The organism is Methylophilus sp. 13, assembly GCF_015354335.1.
Classification (GTDB): Bacteria; Pseudomonadota; Gammaproteobacteria; order Burkholderiales; family Methylophilaceae; genus Methylophilus; species Methylophilus glucosoxydans.
In genome coordinates this window covers 139,629-162,201 of sequence record NZ_JADKYR010000004.1, presented here as the reverse complement: position 1 = coordinate 162,201, position 22,573 = coordinate 139,629, and the positions used below count along the sequence as shown (strand labels likewise).

15 protein-coding genes are annotated in these 22,573 nt (G+C 47.8%); 3 read left to right on the top strand and 12 right to left on the bottom strand.

Annotation, left to right across the window (positions count from 1 at the left end; translation table 11 throughout):
- The first annotated feature begins 79 nt into the window (after window positions 1-79).
- A complete protein-coding gene (gene nadC / locus INP77_RS11840; RefSeq protein WP_194749260.1) occupies window positions 80-970 on the top strand; it encodes a carboxylating nicotinate-nucleotide diphosphorylase in 891 nt (296 codons plus the stop codon).
- Between the two features lie 400 nt (window positions 971-1,370).
- Window positions 1,371-2,300 (top strand): helix-turn-helix domain-containing protein, encoded by a 930-nt coding sequence (locus INP77_RS11835; RefSeq protein ID WP_194749259.1) that lies wholly within the window; start codon window positions 1,371-1,373, stop codon window positions 2,298-2,300.
- Between the two features lie 108 nt (window positions 2,301-2,408).
- Here the strand turns inward: INP77_RS11835 and INP77_RS11830 are convergent, their stop codons facing one another.
- The 3 genes from INP77_RS11830 to INP77_RS11820 are packed head-to-tail and all read right to left on the bottom strand — an operon-like array spanning window position 2,409 to window position 6,577.
- Window positions 2,409-3,728 carry an ammonium transporter gene (locus tag INP77_RS11830; protein WP_194749258.1) on the bottom strand — a complete coding sequence of 440 codons (1,320 nt, stop codon included), beginning with the start codon at window positions 3,726-3,728 and terminating at the stop codon, window positions 2,409-2,411.
- Window positions 3,729-3,750: 22 nt separating this feature from the next.
- Entirely contained in the window at window positions 3,751-4,518 is a 768-nt protein-coding gene (locus INP77_RS11825; protein WP_194749257.1) for a cytochrome c oxidase assembly protein, read from the bottom strand.
- Between the two features lie 52 nt (window positions 4,519-4,570).
- Window positions 4,571-6,577 (bottom strand): primary-amine oxidase, encoded by a 2,007-nt coding sequence (locus INP77_RS11820; RefSeq protein ID WP_228518906.1) that lies wholly within the window; start codon window positions 6,575-6,577, stop codon window positions 4,571-4,573.
- A 1,094-nt stretch (window positions 6,578-7,671) separates the two neighbouring features.
- On the opposite strand from INP77_RS11820, the gene INP77_RS11815 reads away from it, so the two are divergent.
- A complete protein-coding gene (locus INP77_RS11815) occupies window positions 7,672-9,462 on the top strand; it encodes a GspE/PulE family protein (protein WP_194749256.1) in 1,791 nt (596 codons plus the stop codon).
- A 15-nt stretch (window positions 9,463-9,477) separates the two neighbouring features.
- On the opposite strand, the gene INP77_RS11810 is transcribed toward INP77_RS11815, so the two are convergent.
- The 9 genes from INP77_RS11810 to INP77_RS11770 all read right to left on the bottom strand — a co-directional run bounded on the left by INP77_RS11810 (window position 9,478) and on the right by INP77_RS11770 (window position 22,560).
- Window positions 9,478-10,011 carry a cytochrome b/b6 domain-containing protein gene (locus tag INP77_RS11810; RefSeq protein WP_194749255.1) on the bottom strand — a complete coding sequence of 178 codons (534 nt, stop codon included), beginning with the start codon at window positions 10,009-10,011 and terminating at the stop codon, window positions 9,478-9,480.
- A gap of 8 nt (window positions 10,012-10,019) precedes the next feature.
- On the bottom strand, window positions 10,020-10,298 hold the full coding sequence (locus INP77_RS11805; protein ID WP_194749254.1) for a PepSY domain-containing protein: 279 nt from the start codon (window positions 10,296-10,298) through the stop codon (window positions 10,020-10,022).
- Window positions 10,299-10,311: 13 nt separating this feature from the next.
- Entirely contained in the window at window positions 10,312-11,358 is a 1,047-nt protein-coding gene (locus tag INP77_RS11800) for an alpha-hydroxy acid oxidase (protein WP_194749253.1), read from the bottom strand.
- A 4-nt stretch (window positions 11,359-11,362) separates the two neighbouring features.
- Complete coding sequence (locus INP77_RS11795; RefSeq protein WP_194749252.1) at window positions 11,363-12,043, bottom strand: Fe2+-dependent dioxygenase; 681 nt, start codon at window positions 12,041-12,043, stop codon at window positions 11,363-11,365.
- Between the two features lie 8 nt (window positions 12,044-12,051).
- Window positions 12,052-14,274 (bottom strand): TonB-dependent siderophore receptor, encoded by a 2,223-nt coding sequence (locus INP77_RS11790; RefSeq protein ID WP_194749251.1) that lies wholly within the window; start codon window positions 14,272-14,274, stop codon window positions 12,052-12,054.
- A gap of 302 nt (window positions 14,275-14,576) precedes the next feature.
- Window positions 14,577-16,733 carry a TonB-dependent siderophore receptor gene (locus INP77_RS11785; RefSeq protein WP_368667940.1) on the bottom strand — a complete coding sequence of 719 codons (2,157 nt, stop codon included), beginning with the start codon at window positions 16,731-16,733 and terminating at the stop codon, window positions 14,577-14,579.
- A 184-nt stretch (window positions 16,734-16,917) separates the two neighbouring features.
- On the bottom strand, window positions 16,918-18,180 hold the full coding sequence (locus tag INP77_RS11780; protein ID WP_228518922.1) for a PepSY domain-containing protein: 1,263 nt from the start codon (window positions 18,178-18,180) through the stop codon (window positions 16,918-16,920).
- A 35-nt stretch (window positions 18,181-18,215) separates the two neighbouring features.
- The gene (locus INP77_RS11775) at window positions 18,216-20,396 is read right to left on the bottom strand and encodes a TonB-dependent siderophore receptor (RefSeq protein ID WP_194749249.1); all 2,181 of its coding nucleotides are present in this window, start codon (window positions 20,394-20,396) and stop codon (window positions 18,216-18,218) included.
- Window positions 20,397-20,466: 70 nt separating this feature from the next.
- Window positions 20,467-22,560: a TonB-dependent siderophore receptor gene (locus INP77_RS11770; RefSeq protein ID WP_194749248.1), complete on the bottom strand. Its 2,094-nt coding sequence runs from the start codon at window positions 22,558-22,560 to the stop codon at window positions 20,467-20,469.
- Between the last annotated feature and the right edge of the window lie 13 nt (window positions 22,561-22,573).

Below are 22,573 nucleotides of genomic sequence, written 5' to 3'. Positions count from 1 at the left end.
GGGGTGCTTTTATTATAATAGCTTTTGCCATGGGCTTAGAACGCTCATCTGCATAAATTTTAAATTGACTGAGCTGCTCATGACTACTGCATCACTTTACCAACACTTGCCCGACTACTTAAATGCCGATCTGATAGCGGCGCAAGTGCAATCGGCCCTGGCAGAAGACCTGGGCAAAGGCGACCTGACCGCTGCACTGATCCCTGCCGGCACCCAGGCCAGCGCGACCATCATCAGCCGTGAGGCTGCCATTCTCTGCGGCTGTGCCTGGGCGCAACAGTGCTTTGCGCAGTTGGATCGCAGCATCCAGCTCGAATGGCTGGTAAAAGACGGTGACCGCGTCGTCCCCAATCAAGCGCTGGTCCATATTCATGGCGACGCTCGCGCCATGCTCAGTGCCGAACGCCCGGCCCTCAACTTTTTGCAAACGCTTTCTGCAGTAGCCACTCACACCCGCCGCTATGTGGACGCCATTGTCGGTTTGCCAGCGCAAATTCTCGATACGCGCAAGACCCTGCCTGGCCTGCGCCTGGCACAAAAATATGCCGTGCTCGCTGGCGGTGGCGCCAACCAACGGCTGGCCTTGTACGACGGTATCCTGATCAAGGAAAACCATATCGCCGCCGCAGGCTCGATTGCCGCCGTGCTTGAAGCCGCCTTTGCCATGCGCAGCACGGATAATATTCAGATCGAAGTGGAAACACTGGATGAATTGCAGCAAGCGCTAGATGCCGGCGCCACCAGTATCTTGCTCGATAATTTCACGCTGGAAGACCTGCGTAAAGCTGTCGCAATCAATCAAAAGCAAGCATTACTGGAAGCATCGGGCAATGTGGATTTAACGACGGTGCGGGCGATTGCGGAAACAGGCGTAGACCGGATTTCGATTGGCGCGCTGACTAAAAATATACAGGCGTTGGATTTGAGTATGCGAATTGAAATGCCATTTCAAAAACTTAATAAGACTTAATACTTCACTAAGCAAGCCCTTTTCACCTCCCACAAAATTCGGACAAATCCATCCAGCATTTAAGGCGGCGGGTACATTTTCCGCACGCATGACCCCGAGTGCAACAAAGGATGCATGCGCCCCCTTACGGTGCAATGCATCTGCTTTATGGCATGCGCCATTACTCCTAAGAACCTTCGGAATAATAAAGGAATTCAATAGCGCAATTAACAGGAAACTATTTATGAAACTGCTTAGGCTTTACAACGCAGGTGTTATTCAGCAAGCTCGCTTGAACGTCTCTCTAAAAATAACGATAACGGCTATATTAGCGATGTAAAAAAAATGGTAAAAATGGAATGTTTTTTGCTTGCTCACAAAAGTAAGACTTTAATTCATTTTAAATATAGTCATTAATCACATGCTGTCAGAAACGCAAAAGTTTGATGATATCGTTTTTCACGCAGCAGCCTTAAATGGCTGGTCCCAGCACTACGACCAATTAACGCCAGGTGAATTTAGAGGCTTTTTGCAAGACGTACAATTACCGAGTATGCGAATTTTTCGTGAGTATATGAACTGCAGCGTTGTTCAACATACCATGGCCCCCAAAAATACATTCAATCTTATTATTCCTATTCGTGGCACGCAAGATACTAAGCTTAGCAATCATACATTACGACCCGACTGCTTTACATTAATCCCCTCAAGTGCAGAGTTCTTTCTCTGTACACAAGGAGAAACTGACTATGTAGTTATTTCTCTAGATGAGTCTTTTTTAGAGAAAATGCTTGTCCCAGAAGACTTTGATACCTTTTTGAAATATCCAAAAGGATACTCCCTAAGATGCGATGAATCCGCTTTATGTGCCCTGCAATCATTGTGCAAACATGTTTTAGACGATAGAACGCCTGATCTAGCCGGCAATTTAAAAGGGCGTGTGCAAGCGCTTTTTAGAGATGAAGTGATTAATTACCTTTTACAAGGAATGGATGTAGCAGGTCAACGATCAAGGATCAGAAATTTGGAATCCAACCATCACTATCTTGTCCGATACTGCCATGACAGAATTTTAAATGAGAAAGGTCAAATCAGCATACTGACACTTTGTAATGAATTGCGGATACCAAGACGCACTCTGGCTTATGCATTTGAGAGGGTGACCGGTGTATCACCGAACAACTACCTAAGAGCAGTCAGGCTGAATGCTGCAGATAGAGGCCTTAGAGACTCCCCCGATTGGGCATTAACCGACATCGCACACCATTATGGTTTTACTCATTCCAGCCACTTCGGGCGAGAGTATAGAAAACTATTTGGAAAAAGGCCTTCCGACCATCGTAAATGGTGACGGTTGAGTTAATTTGCAATTCGTCACCTCCTTCAATCCACAAATACCTTGCAATAAAAAACGGGCACCAGAAGACCTGGCACCCGAAAAAATAAACACCTTTAAATTTTAGGGATTGTAAGCACGCTCATTGTGTTGAGAAATATCCAAACCTTGCTCTTCAACTTCATCAGAATCCCTTAGACCTACAGTTAAATCAATCAATTTAAGAATGATCCAGGTAATGATGACGCTATAAAAAATAGTAAACAACACACTTGCAGACTGCGCTAAAAACTGATGGGTAATGTTCATATTCACAATATGCCCTCCCAACTTGTCCGAGGCTAGAATCCCAGTCATCAACGCCCCAACAATCCCCCCCAAACCATGAATTCCAAACACATCCAGCGTATCATCATATCCAAATTTTTGTTTAATCGAAGTCACCCCAATAAAACATACCACCCCTGCAGACATTCCAATCAGTATTGCTCCAAATGTACCAACAAATGCACAGCCAGGAGTAATCCCGACCAAGCCTGCAATTGCCCCTGATATCACCCCTAAAGCACTCACATGTCCAAGTTTGACTCGTTCAATTATTGCCCATGCAATCACCCCTCCGCATGCACCTAATTGCGTATTTAGTAAGGTCGTGCCTACTTTTGCATCCACAGCCATACCTGACCCGACATTGAAAGCAAACCAGCCCACCCAGAGCAGACCACCTCCCACCAATGTCATCACGAGGTTATGGGGCGGCATGGCAGCCTTAAGATAGTATTTACGTTTGCCGACCATGATTGCAGCCACCAATGCAGCCACACCTGTATTGATATGGACGGCAGTACCTCCAGCAAAATCCAACGCGCCCCAATCGGCCAACAATGCACCAGGTCCGGCCCAAACCATGTGAGCCATTGGCAAATAGGCAAATGTGAACCATAAAATGAGGAATAATATTGCTGAAGAAAATTTGATGCGCTCAGCAAAACCCCCAACTACCACAGCGGGAGAAATAATAGCGAACATCATTAAAAACATAATCATTACGCCTTCAGGAATGGCTCCAGCACCAGTATCAATGCCAGCAAGAAATGCTTTATCCAGCCCGCCGATAAAGCTCCTAATCGTAATGTGCCCAGGGCTTGCTCCAGTCATATCAAGCATCAGGCTATATCCATACACGACAAACAATACGCCAATAATGCCAGCAGACAGAATTAACTGCGTGAAGATAGAAAGTACGTTTTTTGAGCGTACCATCCCGCCATAAAACATTGCTAACCCGGGTAAATACATCATAGCAAGTAGCGTGGATGCAGTAAGCATCCACGCAGTTGCTCCAGTATCAATTACCGTAGAGGTATCCGCCAACACCGTTAAAGGGAATTCAAGGGCTATTATCAAAAATGCCCAGAGAAGAGTATGTATTTTTAAATTCATAATAGTAAACTTTCATGATCAATCATCTATGGACAGGATTCGCTGATACACGTAAAAAGTCACAGAATCTGTTTGATAGTACAAAAAAAAGTGTTGCGGAAATTAACAATAAAGCTCCTCCCAATGCTTGGTCAGCCCTAGGGTCCAGAGATTGACCTAACTTAATTAATACGCCAACCAATCCATTCGTCTTTGATAAACACTGCGGCATTGGGTATAGAGGAGCGGCCATCATTAACAATATGCCGACCAAGACCTGAGGCACCGTAATTGCCAAATGAAATACCCAAAATCTAAGCGAGGATATGAAACCCTGCTGATAAAGAATCGCTGCTGCATAACACAACAAAACACCGCTGATCGCCATTGCCCATTTCATTGCTCTGTACAAACTTCCATCATGCATTAACTGGATATGTAGTTCTGGCCAGACCCACATCACACTCATGGCTAAAAAGGAAAGCATGATCAGGGAGCTTGCTAATGGAGACGCTAAAATCTGAGCAAAGGGCTTGTTAAGTTTTGATGGTAACTTTAACTCTGCCATGAGTAGTAGCATCGGCGCTACATGATGAATGAGCGCACTCTGCAAGCAATGAAGCCATACGGAATGTCTAGCCAGAATATCTAATTGAGGCATTAATCCTATAACCATCGTTGTAATGGCCGTAATCATTAAGCCTGGAGAGGCTCTACACGCTTTTCGATTATTAATTAACAATAACGCAAAAACTGCAATTGCCATTAACTCCCAGCTAATCTGATGATTCATCATGATTTGATCACGCATATACGATCCCTGCCCGCTCATGCACTACATGAGCGGATCACAAAACGAGTGGTTAGAGAGGATTATGTTGACAGCATGGCGCCGAATGACCCTCCCCATCAGCAACACTTGCTGTGTCTGCCCCTGCTGGTAAATCCATTGCCGGATTTAGCTCAAAGAAGTTATTTGGCTGTAGTTTGAATCCCACATACATCGTTGGCATAACTGGAAAATCTTCTGGCTTGCAAACATGCGTGTGCCCAAACGTATGCCAGACAACAATGTCGCTGTTGGAAATCGGGCGATTCTGTTTAACCCATACAGGTAAGCCATCGCCATAGTGCTGATTGGGATACTCGCCTGACCCATATCGCTCATCTGGGGAATATGGAGTCACCCATAGATGATTACGCGCAAATCCAGCGCGACGTCCGGTTTGGCTCTCTGGCTGGGCAAGAATGACTGGATTATGCTCTGCGACAAGCTTGTAGCCAGGATGATTGCCGACTGAGTTTTTAATATTTGGATTGATTACCTTCCAAAATCTACCACTTTGCCCATTGGCTTCACGGCAGGCATCTAATTCATTGGCGAAGGTAATCGTCTCGGTATTAAATACATTGCCATATTGATTTCCCTCTCCAATCGGGCGCGGATAAAAATTGGTTTCGGTGACTGAGTTACGCTCCCCATCAACCATCATATGCAACCTCGCACTAAAGAAGTGCTGATGCGTTGGCCCATACAACTCAGGAGTCACCATGCCTCCTGACGGCTTTTCTCCAGGCTTAACAGCACCAGTTTGAATGATGCCAGTTAACTTGGCTTCTAGCTGAATAGTGCCATCCTGATACAAATACCAATAGAATCCATAGTCATAATTCGCCACAGTACAGAAGAAGCTAATAACCAACCTTCTCGAACGACGGATTTCATAAACACCTGAGCGGAATTCATAGTGTTTCCAAAGTGTTCCGTAGTCCTCCTCATGCATACAAATTGCATTCTTCATGACGATGGGTTCGCCCAAGTCATTCACTGTGGGTATATCAAAATAGCGAATGGCGCCTAAGCAGTCACACCCTAGTTCAAGTTGATTTGCCAGACGACCCAAGCCATACTCTCCACCATCAAATGCACATTTCCAATAATGATTTAACGCTTCATCAGAGTAAGGAACCCCCATGTCTGTAATACTGGCTCTGTAGATGATAGGGCGCACTTTACCTTTATCGGCGTATCCTAATTGGTGAAGCACCAACCCCTCACGCGGTGTAAAGCCGACTCTAAACTCCCAGTTTTGCCAAGAGACTTTCCAATCATCATCAACAGTAAAACTAACCCCTTCAGGCTGAATAATATGCAGCGGCTTTAACCCTTCTCTCGGTTTGCCAAGGGATGGCGTGTCGTAGTTGATTACTCTTTGAGGTACCGGAATATCCACACCATCATCAAGCAACTCAATCACTCGACCTTCGTTGAGGTCAATAATTGCAACCAGGCCCTCTATCGGACGCGCATAGCCATTGTCAGTTAACTTGTCTCTCACAAAAGCAACGCCACGCATTAGCCGGCGATGCTTATAGTCTGGTTTATTCTCAAAGAAGTGGCCATAAGACCAAGGATCAATCTGAATATTTTCGATATCCGCATCATTCAGTCCGCGTGCTTTTAGTGCCGCTCGCCAGTCAGGATCATTCTGTACAATTTCTACACAGGTATCGAACTCCTCAAGAATAATAGGTGCATGCCCGCGTGTTTCAATGTCCAATTTTTCCCATGAAATAATCTCTTGAGAACGTAAATCCACCACGGCTTCAAAAGTGTCTCCCGTTGCCTTATCCAAGATTAAAGAAAAGGCTCGACGAGTCATTGGTTGCCCTGGAATGTAATCAATCACTTCGTCTTTACTTGGCTCTTGCAAGTACAAATAGGGAAAGCGACATTGACTCCCTAGACCTTTACTCTGACGAAGGATTTGGCTAGCTAGCGCTATCTCCTTAGTTGATAAAGGATCCAAAGGATGTAACGCTTGGACAGTGTCATTTGATTTCATGATAGTACCTTTGTGAATAATCAATAATGAATCACCTGCCACTCGACAATTCGAAATCGAGAAATTTCTAGAGCAACAGAGTTACACGTAGTTTCTCGCTATCACCCACAAACAACTATCACATTTTTGCAAGTTCTATTTTATGCAGTATTAAGCCTCTCTTTGGCAACCATCCTCTTTATCGATTTTCCTTAAAATATGCAGTAAAAATATCTTGCGGAAAATCAGCGGAAGATCGCTCTATCAATGAGTGGGGAAAATTATTAGGGACAAGTGCTAACAGAATGACTCGTAAATTTAAGTCAGAGGTTGGCTTAAACAACAGGCAACGGAAAAGAAAATTTAAGGCATTTTTCACATTGGGCAAGTTATCAACGAATTACTGTACTACAGAGATATCAATGACTTAGGCTACGCATCTGTTTCAGCTTTTACATGTATGTTCATGGAGGAAATCGGATGTAGCCCATCAGAATGGAGCAATAAAACTTCAAATCAATTTTGCCTGAAAACTTGAGACATATACCTGATCGTCTTGCACTGCAACTTTGGAACCGCGCAGCAAGAAATCTGTTCTTGGATAAAGTTAACACGCTCGTAAAACACTACTGTGTTCGAAATAAATGGCTTTCAGGGAAAGAATGATATTGAGCTAACTCATAATGAAAAAAGGTTATAGGCGTTACCACTGATCATCTTCACCTTTTGCCAATTTGTGATAGCTGACCCTGATGCAAGACCGCAAAATAAATCTACGTTTTTTATAGAAACGATCATCTTTTATGCTCACATCCACTATGCTTGCTTTAGCTGCAAGCAACGCAAGGAAGCCGTAAGGGCGTGATGGCTGAGTATCCTCCTCTTAGATTGCTTTCTGGTAGAAAAGCACCAGAAAGCAACTCGCCTAGAGGCAAAAAATATCTCTTTAAGAAACATCCATCAAGATTTTCCCCAAATCAAAACTTAATAACGCTCAACAATAAGTGACAGATTCAAATTAAAAACCTTTAGACACCCCGGGCTAAACACATTTCAAATCTAACCAATATGACCATTTCTGCCACCTCCTGATGGCATGACTCTTGCATCATTTGCAGCTAGTCTAGCCAGCATGTGACATGAATAGTCCAATCCCTGTTTCCTTACCCAAAACCATAGAGAGCCTGCGGCTCTCGGATTTGTTACGCATGCTGGTTGCTCATGGGCATGCAGATAAAGTCCAGGCTGAAAAGCTTTATAAAGATCGCAAGCGGGACAGCTCCAAAATTCACCCGGTTGTGATTGTGGCCGAGCAAAAATGGCCGGATTTACAAAACCCCAATCAATTATTGACTGTAGAGGCCCTGAGCCGCTTTGTGGCAGAGCAGGCTGCAGTGCCTTATTATCAAATCGACCCCCTAAAACTGGACTTTAGTGCCGCGGCGCAAATTGTGTCGCAAGCCTATGCCGAGCGCCTGCGCATCATGCCGATTACGGTCAAGAATGGGGTGGCCACAATTGCGACGGCCGATCCGTTCCACCAGACCTGGCTGCATGATCTGGAGCGTATGCTGAAGTTGCGCATTGAAGTGGTCATGGTGAATCCGCTGGACTTGCAGCGTTATTTGCCCGAGGTGTATCAGCTTTCTGCAGCGATTCAATCTGCCAATGCCGCCAAGGCCGGGCAAATTGTCGGCGTACAAAACTTTGAACAGTTGATTGAGCTGGGCAAAGACCGCCAACTGGATGCGAATGAACAGCACGTGGTGAGCATTGTCGACTGGTTGTTTAAATATGCGTTTGAACAGCGCGCCAGTGATATCCACCTGGAACCGCGCCGCAATCTGGGCTTGATGCGTTTTCGTATCGACGGCGTCTTGCATCAGGTGTATCAGCTGCCGAGCAATATCATGAATGCGATTACCAGCCGCATCAAGCTACTGGGGCGGATGGACATGGTGGAGAAACGCCGCCCGCAGGATGGTCGTGTCAAAACCGTAGACACTGATGGCAAGGAGGTTGAATTACGCTTATCGACCATGCCGACCGCGTTTGGCGAAAAACTGGTGATGCGGATTTTCAAGCCAGACGTGCTGGTACAGGATTTTCAGTTACTCGGTTTTTCCAAGCGTCAGGGCGAGCAATGGGCGCAGTGGACTCACCAGCCCAACGGCATCATTCTGGTCACCGGGCCAACCGGCTCGGGCAAAACCACCACGCTGTATACCACACTCAAGCAATTGGCGACCGATGAAGTCAATGTATGTACGGTAGAAGACCCGATTGAGATGATAGAGCCGGCCTTTAACCAGATGCAGGTGACACAGAATATCGGCTTGGGTTTTGCCGAAGGCATACGCACGCTGATGCGCCAGGACCCGGACATTATCATGGTCGGCGAGATCCGCGATCAGGAAACTGCCGATATGGCGATTCAGGCCGCACTGACCGGCCACCTGGTACTATCCACGCTGCACACCAACGATGCGCCATCGGCTGTCACACGCTTGCTGGATTTAGGCGTGCCAGCCTACCTGATACATTCCAGCCTGCTGGGGATTATGGCGCAGCGGCTGGTGCGCACCTTGTGCCCGCATTGCAAAACAGAAGCCACCATTTCTGAGGCAGAATGGGCCAGCGTTACGCGCCCGTTCAAGGCCGCCATACCGGCAAAAATCATGAAAGCCGTGGGCTGCAAGGAGTGCCGCAACACGGGTTACCGTGGTCGCACCGGCATTTATGAGATGCTGACACTCACACCGACCTTACGCAAACTGATCACGCCTGAAACCGATTTGATCCAGCTCAGACAAGCCGCCACGCAAGCGGGGATGCAACCTTTGATGTTAAACGGTGCTGAGAAAATTGCGGCAGGCCTGACAACCGTAGACGAAGTGCTCAAGGTTGCCCCACCGATTGAAGTAGATTAAAGGCGCAAGGCCCGCTTATTTGCGTAAGTGAATGCGGCCATGCCACATTTGCCGCACTAAATGCTGCTTGGACAAGCGTCCAATCCAGATCACCGCAACAATATGCAATGCAATCTCGGCCATCAGTAACCAACTCAACAGCGCATGAATCACAACCGGCCCCTCTTCGCCCCAAAAGGCATCGGTGCGGCTTAACCAGCCAGTCAGCGCCAGCAAGGCAATCAGCATCCAGATGACATACACGGCCCATTGGCCTAGCGGATTGTGCCCGGCATGCACAGGCAGGGTTGCTTGACGCACATCTGCAATGTGCAAGCGGATGTCACGCAGGCCGGGCAGATGAAAGCGCGCACTTGGGTATGCGCTAAAACACCCGGCCATGATGCGGATCATAATGATTGCCAGCACAGTGTAGCCAACCATGCGATGCAGCGCATCCGTTTCATACCAGACATGGCTCATCAGCCACAATGCCATCACCCCGGCTGCCACCAGCCAGTGACTCAGACGCACCCACCAGGGCCAAAGCATTGCGGATGGCTGCAACATCTCGCCACTTAGTCTTTCAAGCCGATGGCTTTGACGATCGCCAGGGTTTTCATGTCGAAGTAAATCTCAACCTTCTTACCCTCTTTGTTACGGCCATAAATTTCGTAGCAATTACCGTCTAGTTTAAATTTTTTGATGGTATAGCCTTCTGCTTCCAGTGCTTCTTTAAGGGTATCTTCTGAAGCCCACTCCTCTTTTGGATAGGATTTGCAATCCGCCGCGGCCAACGCAGCTTGTGCATGCAACAGGCCAATTGCCAACAAGAGTGAAAAACCAATTTTTTTCATCAAAACGTCCTTTTCATGATTCAAACAATTCTACCTGGCGCAGCTCTGCCAAATTCGAAACGCCAGTCAACGCCATGGTCATTTCCAGCTCATCGCGCAAAGTGCGGATCACTTTTGCCACGCCCATGGCGCCTTCTGCAGCCAGGCCCCAGATGTAAGGGCGACCAATACAAACGGCATCGGCGCCCATCGCCAGCGCTTTAAACACATCTTGCCCGGAGCGGACACCACTATCCACCAGGATTTTACATTGACTACCCACGGCAGCCACGATCGTTGGCAGCACTGCCGCCACAGACGGAGTGCTATCAAGCACGCGGCCACCGTGATTGGAAATGACCACGCCGTCACAGCCGCATTCCACCGCCCGTTGGGCATCCTCTACATGCATCAGGCCTTTCAGTAACAGGGGGAGTTTCACTTGCTGCCTGAGCCAGGCCACATCGTCCCAGGTCGGCGCCTGCGTCATCCAGCCATCGAACACCGCGCTTTGGCCTGTTTGCAAGGGTCGCATCGCCAATGGCTGCGCCAGGTTGACCGCGGAAATGCCCTCGGGTAAATCGATCAAAGCTTGCTTGACTGGCGCATCGACAGTGAACACGGCTGCGCTAATGCCAGCTGCCACGGCTTTATGCAATAACGCTTGGGTACGTTCACGATCACCTTGCCAATAGAGCTGAAACCAGAGCGGTTGTTGCGCCTGCATCACAATCTCGCTCACGGGTTGACTGGCCAGACTGCTCACCATCATCTGCCCCTGCTGGGCATTGCAAGCGACAGCGGTGCCAATCTCGCCATCGGCATGAAACAAGCGCTGATAAGCCACTGGCGCCAGCAGGATGGGATGCGCCCATTGCTCGCCAAAAATGCTACAACTTGTGTTGGGCTGATGGAGGGGCTGGAGTGGACGTGGGCAAACTTTCTTGCTTTGCCAACCAGCTTCGTTGACCTGCAATTGCAACCCGTTCCCGGCATCTGACTGCAAATAATGCCAGACATCAGCTGGCAATTTGGCTTGCGCTTGCTGTGCAAAATAGGAGAGCAAAGGTAAGGACTGCATTCGCTTAGAGCGCCCACTGGCGCAACAGATTATGGTAAATGCCGGTTAACTGCACCACTTCTGGCGTTTCACCTTGTTGCTGGCGCAAGCGAACCAAGGCCATATCCATATCAAACAGCATGCGCCGTTGCGCGGCGTCGCGCACCATGCTCTGAATAAACATAAAGCTGGCCAAGCGCTCACCACGCGTGACCGGCGTCACCGCATGCACCGAGCTGGAAGGATAAATGACGATAGCACCCGCTTTGAGCTTGATGCGCTGGTCACCAAACACATCCTGCACCACCAGCTCACCGCCTTCATATTCATCCGGGTCGTTAAAAAACAAGGTAGCCGAAACATCTGCCCGTACCCGCGCACTGCCATCCGGCATATGACGCATGGCACTATCGACGTGAAATCCATAGGCATTGGTCTCACCCGCATAACGATTCACAAAAGGCGGCAAGATTTTGTCTGGCAAAGCGGCCGAAAAAAATAAAGGATCGCGCTGCAATGCCTGCAAAACGATCCTGCGGATTTGTGCCAGCAACGGGTCGTCTTCGGCCAGTTGCTGGTTGTTTTTAACGCTGGCTGCCTGAATACCGGCGGTTGTGCGGCCATCCACCCATTGCGCCTGCTTCAGCAAGGAACGGATAGTATGCAGCTCTTCTTCAAGCAAAACCCCCGGTAAACTTAACAGCAAATTAACTCCTAAAACTTGTACTCAGTAGTGACGATAGCCTGACGACGGTTGCCTGGAACCACTAAACCACCGTTATCATAGACTGCATCGTAATATACCTTATCAAGCAGGTTTTTGACATTTAGCCTGACCGCCCATTTTGGTTGTTCATACGTTGCCATAAAATCCACTCTTGCATAGCCAGGGGCAGCGTTTGGTTTAAACACACCATTGACAAAGTTTGTACCCGCATCAGTAGCAGAAGGAACATATGCATAACGCTCACCCTTGGCTTCAACTCCACCACCAATCTTCCAGGCATCGGTCAGCGCATAGGTAGTCCACAAATTAAATGTGCCTATAGGAGTGTTTCTTGCACGTTCTCCAGCAAAGCGCGGATCAGCAACATTAACCTGCCCAACTGTCGAACACCCATTAGCAATTTGCGCACAAATATTAACTGCCGGGTTAATGATCTTGGCATCCAGCAGGGCAATCCCGGCGAAAACATCCCAACGATCGGTCACTTTGCCTGTCACTTCAAACTCAAAACCATTGGTACGGCGACGCTTGGTCAGAATTGGATTATTCACTGCTGTTAACAAATCCGTATTACGTTCCCAATCTTTGGTTGTCGTAAACAACGCAGTTCTAACGGCCAGATCCCCATCCATAAACAACCATTTAGAGCCAAGCTCTAGAGTCCTGGCCCGCTCAGCAGGCTGCCTTACCGTCGTAAACTGATATAGGTCCGCTGTTGGACTAAATGAATCACTAAAAGTGAGGTAGTAATGCCTATCGGTATTTGGCTGCCACGACAAGCCCGTCCGGTAACTGTTCTCGCCAAAATCTAGTTTGGGTGATGTCGCAGCAGAGTAGTTGGCCTTCATTTCATCGCGACGAATACCAGCCAATGCTGTCCAGTTTGGAATAAACTCAACACTATCTTGAAGATAGACAGCATAGTTGTCAGCGTCAAATTTCGTTGGGTTGCTTTTATCATAAGCATGACGGCGATAATAAAACCCTGAAGAGCTATCCAGATCCACCAAGTTCGCACGATAAGAGTTTTCATGCAAATACTCAACGCCAGACAAGAGACTGTGTTTCATGCCCCCTAGCTCAAATTTAGTACTGAAATCCGATTGCAAATTAACTGTTTCATAATTTAAATAGCGCGCTTGATTAGACCCTACGCTACTATTTTCAGTTGGAAAGGCTGGAGTTGCTGTGTTATTAGGAGGTAATTTAGCCCAGTATGCACGCTGGTAACTTGCATGGCGAAGTTGTGTTCTTAGTTGCGTATCATCATCAAACTTGTGAGTAAAAATACCCGTCGTAATGCGTGTATCACTATCATCAAAGTTGTTTTTGGCACCCCAGAATGTTTTATCACTCGCACCATTTGAGGCATCACTTTGAGGACGCTTATTAAAAAAGCGGATACCGAAGTCTGGAACATCTCTTGTTTGTGTGTAGACGTGATTTAAGAAAAACTCATTTTCCGTGCCTATGCCCGCTCCAAAGCTAATTGCAATCCCCTGACGGTCAAATGATGGGCGGTCACCTGTCGTTGGATTCTTACGATACGTTTCTTCGTAACGATCCATCACATTCACGCGAATCGCGGCAGTGTCTGTCAGCTTCTTGTTGAAGTCGCCTGTCGCCTGATGGTAATCATAATTGCCCAAGCTACCTGTCACGGTATTTTTGTCATTTAACTCAGCCATCTTGGTGACCTGGTTAATCACACCACCCGCCTGACCACGCCCAAACAACATCGCCGCAGAACCACGCAGTACATCCACCTGCTCCAGGTTAAATGTCTCGCGGTTGTACTGTGCGGTGTCACGCATGTTATCCAGGTAAATATCGCCAAAGGTATAAAAACCGCGCAGGTTAAAGTTATCGCCAGCACGGCCCCCTTCAGCCGCATTGACTGATAAGCCAACCACATTCCGCAAGGCTTCACGTAGTGAGCCCACTTGCTGATCATGCAGCAATTCTCTGGTTAGCGTAGTGACTGCCTGCGGCACATCTTGCGGATCCTGATAGGTTTTACCGACGCGGGTCTTGGTCGCTTGATAGCCTTTATTAGGCGCATCTTGAATTCGTTGCGTTTTGACCTTCACCTCGGTCATGGTCTGAGTCGCGTCTGCAGTTTTTTTCTCTTCATCTGCCGCGATCGCAATTGCTGGAAGCGCCATCATCAGCGCTATCGTCATTGTTTTTTTATTAAAGCCGGATGGCATAAATAGTTCCCGTCATTGATTGAATGAGTTAATTGCTGGCTACTGGAAACAATGCTCGTTGGCTTGCAAATTGAATAAGCACGAATGATAACAATTCTCATTTTTACAAGCAATGAAAGGTTGTGCGAACATTTATTTGTGCAAATGTAAATACGGGTGGCAACCCAAGCGTCATATTTGCAAACATAATTGAGCGGTGACGTTTAAATGTAATTAGGTGCGGCCTGTGCTCTGGGTACAGACCACATCAGGGCAACCAGCCTGATTCAAATATCAAAGTAGCTGCGTGTGACAGGGGCCAGTTAAAAATCCAGGCGCAGATTGGCCTGCAAGGTTCTTGGTCGGCCGACGCCTAACAGGCTGTTCCCTGCGGTACTCCAGTAGTCTTTATCCGTGACATTGTCGACCACGACCTGAAAAGTGGCTTTTTGCTTGCCCAGCAGGGTCTTGTATCTGGCCCCTACCGACCCAATCGTGTAGCCATCTATGCTAGCTTGATTAAATGCATTCACCTGTTGCTTGCCGCTATAAAACAAGCCCGCGCTCAAAAACAGGCCTGGGACCTGCGCAATCTGGTATTCGCCAAACAGACTGGCAGTTTTCTCTGGCGTATTCTCTGGCATATTGCCATTGCTGGCCGCGTCAGGTGTTTTCAAGGTCGCATCCATCAGCAGGAAAGAGGCGGCAACAGACAGCCTCTCCGTCAACTCGCCAGTAGCAGCAAATTCCAAGCCTTGATAATTTGCGTCACCGTTAATCTTATAGATATTAGTACTCGGATAACCAAATGCGGCGGCACGCTCAATATCAAAATAGGCCAATTGCAGCAAAAAACGATCAAACACTTGCGCCTTTGCACCAATTTCTTTTTGTCTTGATTTCGCAGGATTGAGTAACTCGCCAGCATTTGACCATCTAGTCGGAACTTGCCCACTGTCCTCAAAACCTTCAATGTAGCTGGCGTAGAGAGAAATATTTGGCTGAACTTTGTACATCAGCGCCACGGAGGGAATGACTTTTTTGGCGTTGAAGCGCGTAGTCGTTGCCGTGCCTGCATTGGTGGCAATGGTCTCAGTGTCATAACGACTTTGCCGCGCACCTGCCATGAGGGTCCATTGGTCTGTCAACGCCATTTGATCAAATACATACAGGCCTCGATCCAGAATTGTCTGGTCAGATAAACGGTTATTGGAAACCGCCGCAAGCACAGGAACGACTCTGGGATTAAAATAGTTTTGAGTCAATGTACGAGTTGCAAACATAGGTGTCACGCCCTCACGCTGATTGCTGGTGTATCCCAAGGTGAGCTGATGCTTGATCGGGCCTGTCTCCAGCAAACCAAGCAACTCGGTTCTAAAGTTGGTGTTGGTAAACACTTGATTCCGTGTAAATGAAATTTGCAACTCTCCTTCACCCGTAAGCGGGTTAAAGTTCTGAAACTGTGAAAAGTTACGGTCGCGCTCCGTCTTAGCTCGTCCAGCTTCAAACAACCAACTCCAGTCATCACTCAAGGCATAATCGGTCCTGAACAGAATATTGGTTGCCTCAGCATCATAGTGCTGCCATTTGCCCGCCAGGTTTTGTGTCGCTGCTGGCACAGGCGGCAGCGTGATCTTACCGTTGACAGCATTAGGCACTACAATCGCAGCCTGCTCTGAAACATCTTTGCGGTAATGCTCAAGGTCAAGCTTGAAAGACAATTTATCGTTTGCACGCCAATCCAATGCGGCTGAGACCAGACCACGGCTGCCGTCATAATGGTCAATGCCAATATCTTCACTGCCAGTGACCACGTTAAAGCGTGCACCAAACTGCTGATCAGCGCCAAAGCGCTTGCCATAGTCCACATGGGCGCTACGCGTGCCAAATTCATTGGTAGACAGCGTCAGGCTTTTGTTTTCAACCTGACCAGCCCGCTTGGTCACCAGGTTGATAATGCCAGAGGGCGGCACCAAGCCGTAATACAGAGACGAAGCCCCTTTGAGCACTTCTACCCGCTCTTTGTTTTCTAGCGGCGTATCAATCAGGTTAATAATCGGCAACGAACCATTGAGCCGGTAGTTTCCGCGGTTCTCGACCAGAATGCCGCGGATCGCAATATTGTCATAGGTCGAGCCACTCAATTGCGAGCGCGAAACCCCCGCGGTGTTCCGCAATGCGCCAAACAATGAGTTGGTCGCTTGCGCATCCAACACCTCACGCGTCACCGTGTTCACGGTCAAGGGCACGTCCAGCGGATTCATGTCTCTGAAAGTCCCGACCTGTACCGTGTTTGAGTGAAAACTCTGGCGACGGCTGGTCGATACCTCAACTTCCCCCAGAGTTTGCTGATCGTCATCAGTGTTTGTTGCAGCTGGCGCAGAAGCAGTCTTCTCAGCCTCCCCCTGCGCCCAAACAGCCGACATCGGCAAGGCTAACAACAACGACAAATAAACTGTTTTTAATCGAATCACGGTCACACAACACTCCCATTAAATAAAGCTGGCTACTGGAGTGCGTAACTCGATGGCTGGCAAACAACAAGATCAATCTGATTTTTATTTTCAACACCCTCAGCACCCCTCCCTGCCAGGGGCCAGTAAACATACCGGATTGCTAAGAGGTTGGCGTTTTAATAACGCCACGTAAGTGTGGCTAAAGCGCTCATGAACGATGCGTACGCAACGAATTCATGCGCAGCATTCCCTCAGAAATGCTTCGTGCCTTGCGCTTTTTCCACCATAAATACACGCCCGTTGCAGAAAGCGTGGCCACCACCATTCCCATGACAGAAATCATAATCCTGCCGGGCAGGCCCAAGATACGGCCAGAATGCAGGGGGAATTGGGCTTGCACAATCACATCACCTGCTGTGCCTTCCCAAGGAATACGTTTGCCAACATAATGTGCATCCAAGCTATCGTAATACAAACGTTTATGGCCGGCACCTGCCACACCATGATCGGCATCAGGATAATAAAAATCCACATTAAACAACTGGTATGCCGCGCTATAAGATATGCGTCCTGCTGGCTCATGCCAGCCTTGCCTACGCGCCTCCTTGATCGCCATCGCCAGCACTTTTCCATAATCTACCTGCGGTGGTAATTGTTGTGAGACCGGTAAGCGCGGACGTATATCTGAAGGAGTGGGCGTCAGTGTGAACGCAGACTTCATGACTGGCATAAAGACTTCACGGCGTAAATTAAGGGCAAAGGCAGAAAATGCCAGAATCATCAGCAATATCCATGTCCATAAGCCAAAAGCACGATGCATATCAAAGTAACGTTTGTGCGTACTGCTGTTCCAGCGCATTTTCCATGCAGGCCACCAGCGCTTCCAGAACGAGGCTTGGGTGTTCTGTTGTACTTTGTGCAATTTGGTTTTTGGGGTGTTGGCAAACTTGGGCAAGGTAAGATAAAAACCAACAAAACTATCAATCAGCCAAATCAGCGCAACGCCGCCTAACAACCATAGTCCCCAGCGGTCGATTCCCCACATTTCGGGCAGGTGCAAACTGTAATGCAACTTATACAAAAAAGAGACGACATTGGTCCGATCTACCGGCCACACGGCGCCCCACTCCCGCTTGCCTAGCTCCTGGCCGGTGACGGGGTCAATAAACACCTGGTTAAATTTAACAGGCACCATGCCATCCGGTGGATTAGATAATGGCCTGACGCCAATGGTCAGCGTATGCCCCTCTTCAACACTCAGCGGAATCGAACTGACCTGAACTTGTGGATAGCGCTCTGACACCTGTTTTGCAAGCACTAATGTCGACTGATGCGCACCTTGTGACTTGCTATGCATCCACGCTGGATTCAGTAACGTATCAATCTCGTGATCCCATGAAATAATGGCACCAGTGAGCCCGGTGATCATTAGAAACAAAGCACTAGCCATGCCTAACCACCGATGTACCAATAATAAAGACGAACGCAAAACAAATTACCTCGTATTTAAAAATCAAGCTGGGCGCTGACGGTGATAGTCCGTGGCGCACCCAACACCAGATAGCCGGAATTAGAGGTTAGCCCTGCATAACCACCTGCAGAGGCCCAATAATCACGATCTGTGATGTTATCAATACGGCCACGAACGGTTAATAAATGCCCTTCAATCTCAGTCGCATATCTTGCGCCGATATCTAAACGGGTCCAACCTGGCAGTCTTTGAGTGTTTGTGCCATTACCATACACATGGCCAGTAGTAATCACACGCGCATCAAATGTTAAACCAGGCACCATAAATGCATCCCACTCTAGACCCAGGTTAGCTTGTTGATCTGGAATACCAATCGTTTGCTTATCTTCCGTCGAGGCATTGCCCGTATTCTTCTGTTTGGCATCCAACCAGGTAATCCCCCCCAACACCCGCAAACTGGGCGAAATCTGACCATAAGTCATCAGTTCAACCCCTTGGTGTTCTTCTTTCCCTTGCGAAGTAAATACATTCGCCGCATTGATAAAACCGCGTGGTTTCTCAGTGGTAAAGTAAGCAGTAGTCACCCGAACCTTACCAAAATCAAACTTGGCTCCCACTTCTTTCTGTTTTGAGACATAGGGGGCAAGCGTCTCACCTCGATTAGCGGTGGTTCCTGGAGCTGTTGCCCCTTGTGACAAGCCTTCAATGTAATTAGCATAGAGAGAGATGCCGTCCCAGGGTTTTACTACCGCACCCAACACAGGGCTCAGCTTCGTCTTGTCGTACGCACTACTAAACACGCCATTGTAATCATAGGTTGTCGCAGCTATTTGCTGACTTCTCACCCCTAGCGTCAACAACAACTGATTATCTAACATGGCCAGTGTGTCACCTATGGCAAGGCTACGTAAAATCGTTCTACCTGTCGTATTCGGATTATCCAACACACCACCTGAACCTGCGCCTGCAGTAAATGCAGGCAGGGCATAATAAGTTGGGGCATATAAGTTGGTATTGAGCTGATTACCAGAATCAAACGTATACGCTGCTTTTTTCTCAAAATGATATAAGTTTGCATTTAATACAACGTCATGGCTGATAGAACCCGTTTCAAACTTACCTTTTAGGCCAACTTCACCGGTTCTTACCGAGTCTTCTCTGGTATTGTCAAAACGATAGAAAGTACCCGTGCCAGTCGCAGAGTTGTTGACTGTCAAATTTGCTAACGAGTTAGCTTCATGTGACTCACGGAAGCCTCCGGCAAAGTAAGCTGTCACTTTGTCAGTTAAATCGTATTCACCACGCAAAGTCCCGAAGGTGTCCCGCTCATTAGAGTAAGACCATGGCTGCGCCCAGTTTGAATCACTACTAGGCGCTCGCGGTACACCTGTCGACGCAGCAAGCGTGACGTTTGTGCGCGTTTGCTTCAGATGATTATCCTGATACCCGATATCCCCAGACAACCGCAAATTCTCGCCGCGCCAATCTAATGCCAGCGAAATCAGATCAACTTCAGCATGTTCTTTATCAACTGCAGTACCGCCATCACGCCTAGACACATTCAACCGAATACCGGCACTGTCATCCGGGCCAAAACGTCTTGCCACATCTGCAGAAATAAGTTGTTGGTTACCAGAACTCCAGCCAGCATTTACTACGCTCAATGGCTCATTTGGTGCTCGCTTTGGCAGTAAAGAAATCGAGCCTCCAATGGCATCCCCATTCGGGCTTGTCCCATTTAAGAATGCGGAGGCACCACGCAGAACCTCAACACGCTCAAAGAGCTCGGCCGCAATATACTGTCTTGGAAGTATTCCATACAACCCGTTATATGCAACACTATCGGAATACAGTTGAAAACCACGAATAAAATATGACTCCTGAAAGTTGCCAAAGCCACGGGCAACGCGTACGGAAGGATCATTTAGTAACACATCCCCTACACTTTTTGCCTGTTGGTTCTGGATCAACTCATTGGTATATGCGTTGATTGAAAATGGGGTATCCATGGCATCTTTATTGCCAAGCACGCCAACCCGCCCGCCTTTCGCAACCTGTCCGCCAGCATAAGGCTTCATCAGGCCTTTAGCATTCGCATCAGCAGAAGCTTTCACTTTCACCTCGCCCAAAGTGTCTAATTCAGACTCTTCAGCGGAAGCATCCATAAAAACCGTTGCATACATGACTGCAATCAGGACTTTTTTATAAGCGTTCATGTTTGATAACCTCAAAAAGTTAAAAACCAAGCACGTAAGCGGTGCTTGGTTGTATATATAAAAGTTGGTGTTAAAAGGTATAGTTTGCAGAGAGGACAGCATTCTGGCGTTCGCCATATCCACAATCTTGACCATTGCCGCGACACCAGGAAATAAACTCCTTATCAGCGATATTTCTAATCGTGGCGCGCAAGTCCCATTTCCCATAGTTAAATCCAACCATGGCATCGAACAAGGTAACTGATGGCACTGTGGGCAAACCACCAAACCCGACGTTGTCACCTAAATAACGCACCCCCACCCCAGCGCGCCAATTTGAGTTGATTTTGTATTGTGCCCAGGCTGAACCCAATTTTTCTGCGACATATGGCAACCTAATTTTGGTGGTGTCGTTAAACGCATTCATGCGACTGTAGTTGCCAAGCAGCTCCCAATCACCCATTCGATGCTTGGCCTCGACCTCCCAACCTCTGGTTAATGCACCGGTTTGTTGCAAACCACCCGGGGTGTTCCCTTGAATAACTCTATTGAGTTGCTCAATCTCAAACCAAGCAAACGCTGCTGATGTGTTGCCATCTGGAGAGTAATATTTCATCCCAGCTTCGCGTTGTTCTCCTTCAGTAGGTTTTAGCACACCATTATTCCCATCAGTACCCAAATTCGGCACAAATGCTTCAGAGTAGTTAACATAAGGTGAGACTCCACTCTCGAACCGATACATCAGACCCAAGCGTCCCGTGGTTACTGAATTACGCGCATCAACATCTGGCGTAGCACCAACCTTGAGCAAGGTATTTGTCGCATGATCTCGACGCAGAGCTCCAGAAACAACCCAGGGGCCCCATTCCATATGTTCGGTCAAGTAAAAGCCCGTCTGCACGATTTTGTTATTGTCCCGTTCAGCGCCGACTAATGCACCATAATCGACATTGCCATATACCGGGTTATAAACATTGATGCCAAATGCAGAGGTTGTAGAGGTGTAATTACGCTCTGTCCATAATGCATCTTGGTAATCCATTCCTAAAGACACCAAATGCTTGGTCGGTCCTAACGCAAAATTGCCCTGCAAGCGTGTATCGCTTGAAAATACATTGGTACTGCGGTCAGCAGCGTGAATGGTACGCTGTATATTGCCTGTGCTATCAGGGTTAGCTCCAACTCGAGTCCAGTGTTCCCGTGTGATCGTATCTGAGTTAACTTTTCTCAAATTTGCCACAAGTTTAATTTGGTCAGTAATCGCCTGATCTACGAACAATGACACTTCGTCTTTTTTGGTGTCGTAGCGATCCCAGCCAGGCTCCCCGACAAAGGTCCGGCTGGATATTCGACCTAATGGTCCTGGAAGGATCGTTCCTCGAGAAGGCAAAAACTGTGCTGAAACCGTACTATCAGTTTCCTGATGCACATACTGCATAGTGATACTGGTTTTATCACTTGGCTGCCAAGTCACCGAGGGCATAAACACCACGGCATCATCTTTCACATAATCAACCTGTGTACCACTGTCTCGCTTTAAAGCCACCAGTCGATAAAGCCATTCGCCATCCTCACTCAGAGGACCTGTAAAGTCGATACCCAGTTGCTTACGGTCATACATACCATATTGCAGATTCACTTCACGTGCGGCTACTTTTTTGGGGCGTTTGGAAACGCTATTCACAATCCCACCCAAATCTGACTGCCCGAACACAGATGAAGAAGGCCCCTTCAAGACTTCTATGCGTTCAAGCATATAGATATCCGTTCTGGTGTTATTGTAGGAGCCATACAAATTACGCAAACCATCTTGGAACATAGATGGGGTTAAGCCGCGAACTGAGGCAGAGTCTATTCTGGTATCAAATCCAAAGTTACCAGCATAGACGCCAGCACTGTAAGTCAGAGCATCCTGAATATTCAAAGCCCCCATTTCTCGTGCCTGCTCGACATCCACAACAGTGACGGACTGAGGCATATCTTGCACTGAAACGGGGCTTTTACCCACTGAAGTCGCACGGTCTTGGGTAATGAATTTATCTCTTTTACTACTTTTTTTCGCGCTCACAGACACCTCAGATAAGGTATCGGTTTCAACTTTGGGTGCTACTTCCTCACTGGAAGCTATTGCTGGGAGAGCAATCACAAATACGAGCGGGATTGCAGGGATACGAAACGAGTACATACAAAAACTCCAG